This is a genomic window from Sulfurovum sp. MH2-6 (assembly GCF_058374785.1).
Window position 1 is genome coordinate 1,696,054 of record NZ_CM178170.1, and the last position, 13,315, is coordinate 1,709,368.

General features: G+C 46.3%; 14 protein-coding genes and 1 tRNA gene. 8 read left to right on the forward strand and 7 right to left on the reverse strand.

The annotated features are described in order from the left end of the window. Window positions 1-88: 88 nt before the first annotated feature. Window positions 89-418, forward strand: a complete 330-nt coding sequence (locus AC4JOV_RS08735) for a hypothetical protein (RefSeq protein ID WP_229937962.1) — start codon at window positions 89-91, stop codon at window positions 416-418. A gap of 210 nt (window positions 419-628) precedes the next feature. On the opposite strand, the gene AC4JOV_RS08740 is transcribed toward AC4JOV_RS08735, so the two are convergent. Next, the gene (locus AC4JOV_RS08740) at window positions 629-1,957 is read right to left on the reverse strand and encodes an FAD-dependent oxidoreductase (protein WP_229937961.1); all 1,329 of its coding nucleotides are present in this window, start codon (window positions 1,955-1,957) and stop codon (window positions 629-631) included. Between the two features lie 137 nt (window positions 1,958-2,094). Between AC4JOV_RS08740 and AC4JOV_RS08745 the strand changes: the two genes are divergently transcribed. Further along, entirely contained in the window at window positions 2,095-2,916 is an 822-nt protein-coding gene (locus AC4JOV_RS08745) for a thioredoxin family protein (protein WP_229937960.1), read from the forward strand. A gap of 27 nt (window positions 2,917-2,943) precedes the next feature. On the opposite strand, the gene AC4JOV_RS08750 is transcribed toward AC4JOV_RS08745, so the two are convergent. Then, window positions 2,944-3,504 (reverse strand): hypothetical protein, encoded by a 561-nt coding sequence (locus tag AC4JOV_RS08750; protein ID WP_229937959.1) that lies wholly within the window; start codon window positions 3,502-3,504, stop codon window positions 2,944-2,946. Window positions 3,505-3,528: 24 nt separating this feature from the next. Beyond that, complete coding sequence (locus AC4JOV_RS08755; RefSeq protein WP_229937958.1) at window positions 3,529-3,918, reverse strand: tautomerase family protein; 390 nt, start codon at window positions 3,916-3,918, stop codon at window positions 3,529-3,531. Window positions 3,919-4,298: 380 nt separating this feature from the next. On the opposite strand from AC4JOV_RS08755, the gene AC4JOV_RS08760 reads away from it, so the two are divergent. After that, window positions 4,299-4,778, forward strand: a complete 480-nt coding sequence (locus tag AC4JOV_RS08760) for a hypothetical protein (protein ID WP_229937957.1) — start codon at window positions 4,299-4,301, stop codon at window positions 4,776-4,778. A 22-nt stretch (window positions 4,779-4,800) separates the two neighbouring features. Here AC4JOV_RS08760 and AC4JOV_RS08765 read toward each other — a convergent pair whose 3' ends face one another. The 3 genes from AC4JOV_RS08765 to AC4JOV_RS08775 all read right to left on the reverse strand — a co-directional run bounded on the left by AC4JOV_RS08765 (window position 4,801) and on the right by AC4JOV_RS08775 (window position 7,704). Next, entirely contained in the window at window positions 4,801-5,400 is a 600-nt protein-coding gene (locus AC4JOV_RS08765; protein WP_229937956.1) for a trimeric intracellular cation channel family protein, read from the reverse strand. Window position 5,401: 1 nt separating this feature from the next. Continuing rightward, window positions 5,402-6,031, reverse strand: a complete 630-nt coding sequence (locus AC4JOV_RS08770) for an NAD(P)H-dependent oxidoreductase (RefSeq protein ID WP_229938368.1) — start codon at window positions 6,029-6,031, stop codon at window positions 5,402-5,404. Window positions 6,032-6,300: 269 nt separating this feature from the next. After that, complete coding sequence (locus AC4JOV_RS08775; RefSeq protein WP_229937955.1) at window positions 6,301-7,704, reverse strand: CCA tRNA nucleotidyltransferase; 1,404 nt, start codon at window positions 7,702-7,704, stop codon at window positions 6,301-6,303. 86 nt (window positions 7,705-7,790) lie between these two features. Between AC4JOV_RS08775 and AC4JOV_RS08780 the strand changes: the two genes are divergently transcribed. The 4 genes from AC4JOV_RS08780 (at window position 7,791) to AC4JOV_RS08795 (ending at window position 10,772) form a co-directional block, all read left to right on the forward strand. After that, window positions 7,791-9,377 (forward strand): SulP family inorganic anion transporter, encoded by a 1,587-nt coding sequence (locus AC4JOV_RS08780; RefSeq protein WP_229937954.1) that lies wholly within the window; start codon window positions 7,791-7,793, stop codon window positions 9,375-9,377. A gap of 181 nt (window positions 9,378-9,558) precedes the next feature. After that, on the forward strand, window positions 9,559-9,957 hold the full coding sequence (locus tag AC4JOV_RS08785) for a hypothetical protein (RefSeq protein ID WP_229937953.1): 399 nt from the start codon (window positions 9,559-9,561) through the stop codon (window positions 9,955-9,957). Further along, window positions 9,954-10,283, forward strand: a complete 330-nt coding sequence (locus AC4JOV_RS08790) for a hypothetical protein (RefSeq protein WP_229937952.1) — start codon at window positions 9,954-9,956, stop codon at window positions 10,281-10,283. The genes AC4JOV_RS08785 and AC4JOV_RS08790 overlap by 4 nt, the downstream gene beginning before the upstream one ends. 402 nt (window positions 10,284-10,685) lie before the next feature. Then, a tRNA-Leu gene (locus AC4JOV_RS08795) sits at window positions 10,686-10,772 on the forward strand. A gap of 340 nt (window positions 10,773-11,112) precedes the next feature. On the opposite strand, the gene AC4JOV_RS08800 is transcribed toward AC4JOV_RS08795, so the two are convergent. Then, a complete protein-coding gene (locus AC4JOV_RS08800) occupies window positions 11,113-12,216 on the reverse strand; it encodes an aminotransferase-like domain-containing protein (RefSeq protein WP_229937951.1) in 1,104 nt (367 codons plus the stop codon). Between the two features lie 121 nt (window positions 12,217-12,337). Between AC4JOV_RS08800 and AC4JOV_RS08805 the strand changes: the two genes are divergently transcribed. Further along, window positions 12,338-13,216 (forward strand): AraC family transcriptional regulator, encoded by an 879-nt coding sequence (locus AC4JOV_RS08805; protein ID WP_404820160.1) that lies wholly within the window; start codon window positions 12,338-12,340, stop codon window positions 13,214-13,216. Window positions 13,217-13,315 lie beyond the last annotated feature (99 nt).

Sequence of the window (13,315 nt, forward strand, 5' to 3'; positions counted from 1 at the left end):
CACTCCTTTAAACCCGTAGAGTAAATAGTTCGGGTTAAACACTATCATAGTACAATATCGCCACTAAAAAATAAAAGGTAGAAGAACAATGACACATGAAGAGATTATTGAGAGTATCAAAGAGCAATACAACCGAGACCTGCGTAAGCAGCTGGTAAAAAGCCTCCTCATACACGAAAAGAACAGGGACCAGGAAGCGCTCCGCTCCGCTTACCAGATCATGAACCAGATCTTCTCTTATGTTCTGAACAAACTGGGATGGACGATTACAGACAATGCAAGCAAATGGGACAGCTCACCGCTTGATATCCTCTGTGAAGCGTTTCCAAAAATTGAGACCACACAGTGGTTCGCACAACAGCAGCTCAACGTTCAGAAAAGCATCGAGGTCAAAATGGCAGAAGAGGCGAAACAATAAGTAGAGCAGGTAGAAGATGAGGAGCGTATAAAGATCGTGAACAGTTTCACGATCTTAGCGACGGAACCGGAACGGTCGTAGCGAAGCGAAGCCGTGTAGGCATAGATAGTAGCAAAAATTTCATGGTCGGGCTTTGCCCAACCTTAATTGATAAAAGCTTTTCAGAGAAAAGCCTACCCTACCTGCTCCCTACTACTTACTACCTACTCCCTATTCCCTATTCTGTATCTCAGAGAGATGTTTCTCTTCGTCAAATGCAGCCCCCAGGTACTCACACAGTGCCAGTGCATCCTGGTAGGCGATGGAGAGTGAACTTGATGCCCCCGGACTTGGTGTCATATTGAAGATGACGCCTGTATCTACGATCTTTGCCTCACCCAACAGCAGTTCATGCTTCTCTTTATCAATGATCTGCGGTCTCATACCGCCATACCCTTCGGCAAACCTGATATCATCGGCTGAAAGTGTGGGGATGATCTTCTGTGCATCTTTCACAAATACGTCTTTCCCCAGCCAGGGTAGCTCCTCCACTACATTTCTCAGGATATAGCGTCTGATCGTTTTATCTTTGAGCAGGTCCATATAGACCGAAGTCACATCTCTGTCGATATTGAGTGCAGAAAAAAAGTCCTTGATATGCAGGCTGTGGTATCGCTCAAGTTTAGGCAAGGCAAAAGCTGTCGGTCCAAAACGTGTATACCACCCCTGTGTACAGTCAGGATCACCATGGACCGCAGCAAACGGAAGCTTCGGATTCTGCATCGTATAGACCTTGCTCCTGAGCAGTTTCTCTTTGGTGAAGAAGAAGCTCCCGCCGATCGGCAGGGTTGCATAGTGCAAGCCGTATCCCATCGATTGGGCAAAGAGCAATGAGTAGGAACCGGCATTGACAACCACACTTTTGGCAGTGAAACGTGTCGTATCCGTCGTGATCTCATAGGTACCGTCCTCCAGACGTTTGATCCTGGTCACCTCTTCATTGTAACGCATCTGGATATTTTTATCCGTGTCGATCGCCTCTTGTACAAAACGTTCGCTGAGCTTCTTGAAATCCACTGTCGTGATCTCTCCTGTCGCACCCATCGCCAGGACCGGTTCCTTACGCCCTTCCATCAGTTTTGGCTCGATCTCTTTGAGTCTCTCTTCATCCCAGAGTTCAAGATAGGGATAGAGTGCTTTAAATACCTGATAACGCTCCTTGAGCCTCGTTATCTCCTCTTCCCCCACGGCAAGCACCATTTTGTCTCGGACAAAACCGATCTCTCCAACGCCACCGAAATGATGGATAAAGTTGCTGACCATCGATGAAGCCTTTTTCACCTTCTGCGCTTTCTCATAGGTATAGTTGGTTTCGATATCTCCCACATGCAACGTCTGGGAGTTTGCTTTGGGATTGGAGTTGAGGAGACTGACCTCCTCGTATTTTTCAAAAAGGATGATATCTTTGATATCGGTATATCTTGCCAGGGTAAAAAGCAGCGAAGTCCCCGCTACTCCGCCCCCGATAATGGCTGTTTCAAAAAGTTTGTTTACCAGCACTTGCTTTCCTCTATTCCATCTTCTCGTTTTTTATAGTAACATACTCTGGTTAAAGCTTATTGATAATATTTTCAAATCTCATCATCGCTTTAAAATCTTTTGATAAAATTTTCCCTATCAAACCAAAAGGCCTTTTCATGAAGTTTCTTATTTCTACTCTATTACTTCTCTCTACACTCCTCCATGCAGAATCCTTCTTTATACTCAACCATATCAAGAAGGTATACCCGGTCATTGAGATCCAAACAGACAAGATCGATAAAAACTATAAATCCGATATCCGCACTACGATGCAGGATACACTCAAAGAACTGGGTATCGATAGCTCAGGTTATGACCCGCGTGCCCTCGCCCTGGTCATCTATCACGACTATATAGGGGAAACCCTTGTCATCCATACAGAGCTTGTGATGGGAGAAGAGGTGAGAAGACTCGATGACGGGCAGAAAACATTTGGACTTACCTATCAGGATAAGGAGGATTTTGTTGTAGCGGATGTCAACGATACAGATGGGATCCAGGAGGGAGTTGAAGACAGCATTGACAGTATACTCTCCAGGTTTGCAGATCAATACAGGGATGACAACAAGCTCAAACCAAAAAAAAGCCACAGCAGTGATGAGAATTTTGCGGAGATGATGGGATATGAGACCGACTATCAGGCAGCCCTGAAAAAAGCAAAAAAAGAACACAAAAACCTCATGCTGGTTCTGACAACCAGCTACTGTCCATGGTGTCGCAAGTTCGAGACCAATGTACTGCAAAAAGAGGAGGTGAACAAGGCTGTACATGAAAAATATGTGCCGTTGACACTCAACCGGGATGAGAAACAGTTCCCCGCAAAGTTCACCAGCAGCTTTACGCCGGTGATCTACTTTATCGATGCTTCCAATGAAAAGATCCTCCATAAAGTCACAGGATACTCTCAGAGAGAGGAGTTCCTCTATCTGTTGAAATAACATTGGGAAAAGGTGCTGTGCAGCGCATCACTCCAATGAGAGCACGGTACTTCCCCAGTTGCCGTGAACTTCCCGGCCTTCACTCCTCCATCCGTTTCGTTTCAACTCTTTACGGATCAGCCAGTTCATCACGCCGTGTCCCATGAGGACGATATGGTCATGTTTGGCGGAGAGCTCTGAGAGTCTCCGCGCTGCTTTTTGTGCATCCATTTCATTCTCTCTCAGTGTGCTTGCCCATCTTCCCACTCCCGTCAGAGAAAGCAGACGGAAGAGTATCAGCCAATATGTGGGCTTGAGCTTAAGGAATCTACCATTGAGTAGCGGGATAGCTGCTTCATTGAAGAGCTGACTTTTTTCATCGATCTCTACCTCCAAAAGCTCCAGTGAATCAATAGCACGCCTGAGCCTGCTGCTTACCACATAGTCTGCCCCCTTAAGAGACTCTATAAGTGTATCCCCGGGTCGAACATCCGTAACGATAGGCGCACTGTTGTAGGCTTCCTCCCAGAAGCATAGCTCCTTGGCACAGATAGGCTGGGAGGAGTCCATATCCACTTTGGCATGTCTGATAAAGGTGATCTGCTTCACTTTTCTCTCCTTATACTCTAGCTCTCATATCGCCGCATTATAATCCCGCATCATTTCATCCCCTGTCATACCGCGAAAACCGAAGTGGTATGCAGGCTGTTCTATGATACATATCTCTATATCGGAAGCTGAGAGCTTCACCTCTTTTCGTATCCGTTCAAAAAGCAGTCGGATCAGCCTCTTTTTGGATTCGGGTTTTCTTCCCTCCATCATGATGATCTCTATGATAGTATAATCATCTGTACGACCCGCCGGGCGATACAGATCTTCTGCTGCCATCGGGATGAACCTGTGGAAACGTTTGTTTTCCGGAAACTCCAAAGCCTCTACGATACAATGGTGAATCGTATTTGACAGTTCTTTTTTTATGAGATTCAGTCGTTGCTCTATCCCATAGATTTTTACTTGTGCCATGCGCTATCCTTACTTACATAACAATAGGTGGAGGACTCTAAGTATCCACCGCAATCTATACTTCTTGAGAAGTAAACAAATAGTTAAACAGTGATAGTATTATCGATAAAAAGGGTTGTAATAGGCTAACGCCAAGAGAAGAGGAGCGTTCTGGTAGTTTGAATCGTAAGTGTCTTTTTCATGGTTCTGCTCCTTTTTGTATGTAGAATGACAGTGTAAATCGTTTTGACTTAAAGCGGGCTTTCCTCTCTGATCTTCGAAACTACCGAAATAAGCGAAAAATTCGTTACAATAATAGAGAAGAGAAACCAATACAAAAGCAGTGAAAGCGAGTACGCTTTTAAGAGTAGTTTACATCATAGCGTAAAAGGGGTAGAAATATGTTCGAAAAAGAGTTGAACGAATTTATCAATAAGTCAAAAGAGTCATTGGAAAAGGTCGAAAAGCATGTTGAATCCTATCGTGCATCGATGAATGAAGATATCAGTGGATTCTGGGGCAATCTGAAAAATGAATTTGGACAGATCAATACAAAGCTCTCAGATGCAAGCCGAAAGCTGCAGGATGAAGCAAAACTCCAGGGAAAACTGGGAGTTATGGAGGCCAGAGAGCATTTGGAAACGATCAAAGGTACCTCAGAGGAGTTCATACAAAAAGTAAGCACCAATACTACACAGGAGCTGGATATCGCCAAACTGCAGGCACATCTGGGTAGGATGGAGGCTTCAGATCTCTGGAAAGAAAAAGAGAAACAGATGACATCACTCTACAGTGAATCCAAAGAGGAGTTTGAAAACGTTGCGAAAAAAGCGGGTGAAGAGATCAATGCTATCCTTCTGAAACTCACCGATATCCGCTAAAAATCGGTGAGCTTGTCTAGCATCAACGCAGTGGTATAGACCACTTCTTCTGGTAAGCCACGATCCTGAGCACCACACCCGCCACAAACAAAAGGGAAGTGGTATAGAGGTTGACCCACCCGAGCTGCTCCATCCCGTAGAGTACGATCGCCACTAAGAGTGCGATAGTACCGTAAAACCCCGTTTTGAAAACAAAGGGGACTTCATTGATGATCACATCCCTGGTGATCCCTCCGCCTACCGCCGTGACAAAAGCCAGTGCAAGTACGCCTGTAAGATTGAGCCCGTTTTCCATCGCTACCAGTGCACCGGTGATACTGAAGGAGATCAGCCCGATAGAGTCACTGAGGATAAAGAGCAGTCTGTTCTCTATACTTTCACGTCTGTGAAACTGCAACACGATCATCAGAGCCATCATTCCCAGTACCATAAATCCGGGGGCCGCATGGATAAAGGTATAGGGTGTTCTATCTACGATGATATCACGTATGATCCCTCCGCCGAATGCGGTAAGAAATACGGAAACCAACACACCCAGAAGATCGAGTCTGCTGCGCACTGCCACAAAAAACCCACTCATGGTAAAGGCGATGATCCCGATATACTCTGCTGCTTCAAACATATCAGTCTATAAACTCCACAACCTCTTCAAAAGGCCGGCGTATCTGTTCTGACTGAGAGTTGACACGGTAACCGAAAGGTGCAAGCACCGCCACCTGGTATCTGCCGGTGTCGAGTCCGAGTATCTCCTCCACCTTCTCTTTCTCAAAGCCCTCTATCGGGCAGGAGTCTACCCCTTCGAAGGCTGCTGCGGTCATCATGTTTGCCAGAGCGATATAACACTGTCTTGCACCCCAGGCATAGGTTTTTTCATCGCTGCTGAAGGTATCTGCCAGGAAGTTTCCATAAAGGTCAATATAGGCCTCTATCCTCTCAGGAGGCAGAGGCCGTCTGCCGAAACGTTTGGCAGGGATACCGCTGCCCGGTCTGAGCTCCTCTATAGATGAGAGTATCACTACCAGGTGTGAACAGGAAGTGATCTGTGCCTGGTTCCAACACGCAGGTCTGAGTTTTGCCTTGAGTGCTTCATTGGTAATGACCAGGAACTTCCATCCCTCCTGACCGAATGAGCTGGGAGATTTTCTCCCCACCTCCAGGATATATCTCATCGTCTCCTCAGGGATCTTCTTAGTCTCATCGAACAGTTTGCACGCATGTCTGAAATCCATCGCTTTCATAAACGCATTTTCTATCATTCTCTCTTCTCCTTACTTTAGTCTCATATCGCGCAGGGTGTACGTATACAACAAAGTATACTTTCCTTCCTCTTTTCATGTTATATCGCGTAGGGTGCGTAGCCACGCACCGATATTACAGATAAAATATCAATATAGCTCTGGAATAACACGCTTTTAGTGGTGCGTGACTACGCACCCTACGCCAATATAAATCTTTTAGTCTACCAAATTTACATTGACAGTCTATCATACACTTTACTCAAAAATGATTGGTCATCGCAGGCTTACTCTATATACCGCTCCTTCACATACGCCAGCGCCTCTGCTTTGCTAGCAAGCGTGTCAGCCAGCTGCAGTTCATAGACCTCATCGAGTATCTCGCTGAATTGTGCCGAGGGCGTCAGTCCCAGAGCGATCAGGTCTCTCCCCATCAGCAGGTTATCCATAGGCTTGCACGCTACCTTCAGCTCCTCTGCCTTTTTAAGCAGCCACTCTCCTGCCCTGTACTCTCCGCGCAGTGCCTCCGGTGTGGTCCGTCCCAGGAAGTCTGCCCGGGCGACGACCACCAGCTCCCCGATCGTCACTTTGGTAGCGAGTTTGCGTATCGCCTTGTTTCCGGCATTGGCTCTGTAGAATTGGGAGGGCTTGAGGTGATGGGCAACAAGCGGCAGGAGGCTCTCGATAAAATCATGCGCATTGGTCAACCGGTACATCAACGACCTGGTCAGTTCCACACCGGCCTCTTCATGCCCTATAGACCGGATACGCCCGTCATCATCAAACGTCGTAGTGGTCGCCTTGCCAAGGTCGTGACAGAGTATCGCAAAGAGATATTTGAGTTTCTGACTCTCCTCCATCTCTGCTCCCTGCTGCCTACGCTCTGCTATCTCTTCTGCCATCACATCCAGGCACATCATCGTATGGACCCAGACATCTCCTTCAGGGTGCCATTTGGGATCCTGAGCAACCCCGATCAATGCCTCAAGCTCGGGGAAATATCGCAGCGCATCCAACTCTTTCATCATCTCAAAACCGATGGAGGGTTTGCGGGATTTTAGCAACAGCTTGACCCACTCCACATAGATGCGCTCTTTGGGCAGAGACTCAAGCATCCCCGAATCCACCATCTGCTGACACAACGCCTTGGTACTCTCAGCCAGTCTATACCCGAACCTTCCGGCAAACTGTACCGCTCTGTAGACACGCAGAGGGTCTTCCACAAAGGTTTTCTCATCGATATGGCGGATCACCCCTTGATCCATATCCTCCCGACCCCCGAAAGGATCCAAAAAGCGACCTGCTTTGACCTCATATCCTATGGCGTTGATCGTAAAGTCCCTCCGGCGTGAGGCCTCTTCAAAGCTCATAGATCCATCTACCGTCACATCAAAACCGCGGTGCCCCTCTCCGACTTTCTGCTCTCTTCGCGGCAGGGAGAAGTCATACTCCTCCCCGTCATGAGAGAACTTCAACACCCCGAAGCTCTTGCCCACATGGTTCACTGAACCGAAAGCGGAGAGTATCTTTTCAAGTGATTCCATAGAGTCAAGACCGTAGACCTCGATATCATAGTCCTTGATCGGCAAATCCAAAAAATGGTCACGTACCGAACCGCCTACGATGATGGCTCTGGCATGATGTTTGGTCAGGGTTTGAGAGATGGTTTGGAGGATAACTGGCAACTTCATAGGGGTATTATAGCCTAAACTCCGCCTTATATTGGTCTCAATCTATTATGGTAAAATTCGACAATTTTTACTCAAGGGATACTATTTTGTTCAATCTTCAAAACTACTCCACGCAGAACATCAAAAACGATCTGCTCTCAGGGGCACTCGTTGCCGTTGCACTCGTACCTGAAGCGATCGCTTTTTCATTTATCGCGGGTGTCTCTCCCATCGTAGGACTCTACGGGGCCTTTATCATCGGCTTGATCACTGCACTGATCGGCGGTAAGCCGGGGATGATCTCGGGGGCTACAGGTTCGGTTGCCGTGGTCTTTGTCAGCCTGGGGATCGCCGTATCCAACCTCTACCCCGAGCTGGATCGGGAAGGACTCTCCATGATGGTGCTTCACTATATCCTGCTCACTTCTATCATTGCCGGAGTGATACAGATCGCCATCGGCCTCTTTAAAATGGGGAAATTCATCCGTCTGGTACCCCAGCCTGCACTCTTCGGTTTTGTGAACGGTCTTGCGATCGTGATCGCCATGGCACAGCTGCCGTTCCTCGCACCTGCGGAGATGGCACAGTACGGGAACAATTGGATAGATATCCTCTCGGCTAGTTTTTCAGAACACTATATCATGTACATCATTGTTGTCGCTACGATGCTTACGATGCACTTCCTTCCAAAGGTAAGCAAGGCTGTACCTGCAGGGCTCGTAGCGATCATCGTGATCACGCTGATCACCTACTTTATGCATATCGATACCAAAGTAGTGGGTGACCTTGCAGACCTCTCCAATGTTTCGATGCCTGGTTTTGTGATGCCGGATATGTCGCTCTTTACATGGGAGTCTATGAAGATCATCCTGCCGACTGCTGTGATCGTAGCGCTTGTCGGTCTTATCGAGTCGCTTCTTACGCTCTCAGTCCTTGATGAGATGGGCGGGAAACGCGGTTCGGGGAACCAGGAGTGTATCGCTTTGGGTACGGGGAATGCCACTTCAGGACTCTTCGGAGGGATGGCAGGATGTGCGATGATCGGACAGTCAGTGATCAACTTCACCTCCGGCGGTCTGGGACGCCTCTCCTCATTTACCGCTGCTGTACTGCTGATCATCCTTGTGGTCAACTTCTCGCATATCATTGCGGTGATCCCTGTAGCCGTACTGGTGGGGATCATGTTCATGGTAAGTATCGGGACCTTTGAGTTCTCATCGCTCAGCCGTATCAGGCATATGCCTCGTGCCGATGCCTTCGTACTTGTTGCCGTCACGGTCATCACGGTACTTGAAGACCTTGCCGTAGCAGTGATCGCAGGGATCATTATCTCTGCACTTGTCTTTGCCTGGAAGCATGCAAAGATCCTCTCCAGAAGTTTTACTACGCCGGAAGGTAAAAAGATCTACGAACTCGACGGGCCTCTCTTCTTCGCCTCGGTGACCTCATTTAACGAGCAGTTCGATGTGGCAAATGACCCCGAAGAGGTAGTGATCGACTTTAGAAAAGCAAGAGTGATGGACAGCTCCGGTACCGAAGCGATCGATGCACTCACGGAGAAGTATCAAAATGCCGGTAAAAAGCTGACACTCAGACACCTCTCAGAGGATTGTAAAAAGGTTCTCAGAACCGCAGGACCTTTCTGTACCTACGAAGAGGATGACCCGACCTACAAAGTCGCGACGAACATCTAAGCTTCTTCCTCCACTGTCATTTACAAGAACAAATGTAAATGACACCTCCACTTTTCCCTCATCTCCTACCTATAATGGGAGATGAGAAGCGCTACTTGTAATCACAGTAGACTCTCCCGACTCCTATGACTTTTTATCTTTTTTCTGTATCATAATTCTAGTGCAAAAGGGGAATATCACTATGTCACACTATCATGAGATTTCAGACACCCATAGACATTCCCATCGGGGACGATGGGAACGAGGAGAAAAACGTTCTTCAACAATGCCAGTAGAAGGAAAAAATAATTTTGGTGTTGCAACTTATGCGGATATAGATAAAAGAAGCTTTTGGGAAGAAGGTGGTTGGTTATCTGAAAGAGCTAACAAAATTCCTGGTATGAATGCTATTGCTGGATTGCATGATGTTTTTCAAATAGATCTTGATAGGATTCAAGGAGCTGAAGATGGCTGGATGAGATCAGTATTCAATGCTCCGGCAATGATACCGGCTGCCGCAATAACTACATCGGCATTAATGACAGACTATACAACATACTTAATACAGTATGAATCAAGTGACAAAAGGAACAATAGATGAGACAATTTAATATAATTTTTTTACTTTTCTTACTGATTCTTCAAGGATGTATGATGAATGGTACCTATACATTGAAAGAATCCGCTAATAGAGCTGTAGAAGCAGCTCATTACGAAAATTTAATTGAAGCAGAGTCCTATAAGTCTGGAAATAAGTGTGTAGAAGAATGGCGACTAAAAAAAATAAAAAGAGAATACATTTTACCCAATGGAAACTTTGTTCATGTGTCTCCAGAGAAATGTGGATGTTTGGTTCATTGGGAAATAGATAAAAAAACCCATAAAGTAGTTGGTTATAAATTTGAAGGGGATACTTGCCCTAAATGAGTAAAGTATTATTGAATATAGTAATTAAGTGAGAACAAGGAGATGTTCTAAAACTTTGAAAGACCTCATAGTTATCTTGGCTACCCGAATTTAAATCCAAAGTGCAATTTTTTGTAATTTTGAGATTTGAAGAGGTTAGATGCTAAAATCAAACTTCCAAATCCGACCAAAGATAAAGGAAGTAAAATGTCGTACAAACATCTCCCCTCGTTCCATATCTCCTGATGCGGAGTGTACCGGAGAGGATATCGTAGGTCGGGTGCCTCATCCCGACAGAGGCAGGAGACGGTATCCCGTGATCAACATTATATTCATCTTGTGGCCTGTTACGAGCAGTAGTGATGGCTACCATTAAGGTTTATGGATTATAATTTCGTTCTCATTTAACAAACCACAAAACAAGCGGTCGTGGTGAAATTGGTAGACACGCTAGATTCAGGTTCTAGTGGCAGTAATGTCGTGGAGGTTCGAGTCCTCTCGACCGCACCATCTTTTCTCCCCTTTGTAATCCATCTTTTTCTAAAACTCTCTGATAATCTTTTATGATAAACGAGTTTCATCGTTACCACATTATGCTCGGTAATGCATATCATGCTATGATAACTTTTACAACCTACCTATCTCTGTAGTGCTACATCTTTGCAAATCTAATCTACCGTTATTGATTCACACTCTCTCACCGCTCCCCTCGCTCCGTATCTCTTGATGCGGAGTGTATCGTAGGTCGGGATGCCTCATCCCGACACAAGCATAAGACAGCATCCAATGATCATGTCGGGGTAAGGATACCCCGACCTACGTATTCGGTGAGAGAAAGAACATAATCCTCTTAAAGCACGGAATAGATGATCTGAAGTCCTTCTATGACCTTTTCCTTGCTGCTGTTCGTGAAGTTGAACCGTATCTCGTTATCGATGCTCCCGTCAAGATAAAATTCTCTTCCCGGAACGAATACGACGTTTTTTTGCAAACACTTCTGAACCAGATCTGAAGTGCTTATACCGTCCAAAGCACCGTAGATGAACATCCCTCCTTTGGGTTTGTTATAGTGAAACATCGGTAAAAACTCATCCAACGCTTTGGCAAAGAACTCCATCTTTTCACTGTAGGAGGAACGTATCGTCTCCAGATGCCTCTGAAACTTTTCGCTATCACTGAGATAGTCGTCTATGATGCGCTGCGCAATGCTGTTGGTATGCAGGTCCATCGCTTCTTTGTAGGGGATAAGCGGCTGTAACAGTGCTTCACTCGCACGTATCCACCCTATACGCAGTGCCGGTGCCAATATCTTGGAGAATGATCCAAGGTGAAAACTCTGCTCCGGGACCATCGAACTGATAGCGGGGTACCTGCGCTCAAAAAAGAGTTCGCTATAGGGACTGTCCTCGATCAGGATACCCCCTGCGTTTTCTATCACTTCCGCAACTGCGCTTCGTTTCTCTTCTGAGTAAGTAAGGCCGGTCGGATTTTGGAAATCCGGTATCAGATAGGCCAGTTTGCTCTGTTGAAAACTCAGTGCAAATCCCTCGATATCGATACCGTCAGCTTCCAACTTGACTGCTGATTGTTCAAGTCTGTTCAGATTGAATACATTCATGGCACCCAGGTACGAAGGAGCCTCTATGGTGATCTCACGGCTATGATAATAGCGGGTGATGATATCGAGTGCCTGTTGTGAACCAGATGTGATCAGGATCTCCCCGCTTTTGGTAGGGAAGCCCTGCTGCGTATACGCTGCAGCGATCTTTTCTCTAAGCGGCTGATATCCCTGTGAAGTGGTGTACTGCAACGACGCAGGCTCACTCAGTGCCCTGTATCCTGATTCGCGCAGTGCCTCATAGGGAAAGAGTGACTCATTGGGTAATCCCCCTGCAAAGGAGATCGTCTGACTCGTCGTATGTTCAAGTATTTCTCGTATAAATGAGCGTTTCATTGCTATGCCTTAAAGATTTTAGACATTGTATCCCTTCATCGCGATAAATTCTTCACCAAAAATATCAATATATATATCTATTTTTGTTACTAAAGTTATCTAAAATTGCTATAATAGAGGTATGAAAAAGAGTACGATGCAGTCACATTCACATATCGCCAACAAGATCATGTCCTATATCTACTGGCATATCGAAACGGATATCAATATCGATGAACTGGCAGCCATGCACAGTGTCAGCAAGTTCCACCTTCATCGTATCTTCAAAGAACAGATGGGTATGAATATCTATGAGACCATCAAATCCATACGGCTTCAAAAAGCGGCAAACCTTCTCATCACCAACCCGCACTCCACCATCACAGAGATTGCCAACCAGTGCGGCTACTCCTCCCAGACCTCTTTTATCCGTGCTTTCAAGGAACGCTTTTCGGTCTCCCCAAAAGTATGGCGGAACGGAGGGTACAAAAACTACTCGGACAAGATAGTCGCCACCTCCTCAACCGCCTCTATATCAGAGGCAGACTTCTCCCATCTGGAGCCTGAGATCATAAAAACCCAACCGCAGGAAGCCTACTATATCCGCCACAAAGGGTATAACTATGACATCAAAAAAAGCTGGCAGAAACTCATGGCCTGGGTCTACAGCAACAATATCACGGAGTATAAACAGATCGGTATCTATCATGACAACCCCATTGTCACCCCCTTAAAAGAGTGTTACTACATCGCTGCAGTGGTCCCCCGGACAGAGACAGAACTCAAAGAGAGCCTGCTCCCTTCATTTATCATCCCCTCAGGGCTCTATGCGACATTTGAAGCGGAGGGGAAATACGGGGATATCCTCAAGCTGATCCAGTGGGCATACCATGAGTGGCTGCCTCAAAGCGGATTTGAGACAACCACACAGCCCTCCTATACAGAGTTCTATACGAACCATTTTCTCTCAAAGGACGGCAGGTTCAAAGTGAAGTATTTCTTGCCGATCCAGTTGATATGACCTGCACTGCATTCAAGCGCTTCAAAAGTAGGATACGAGAGTATCGGTTCTGCACTCCGTAGAGAACAGGCTGATATCCCTCTTTACACACATTTCCAC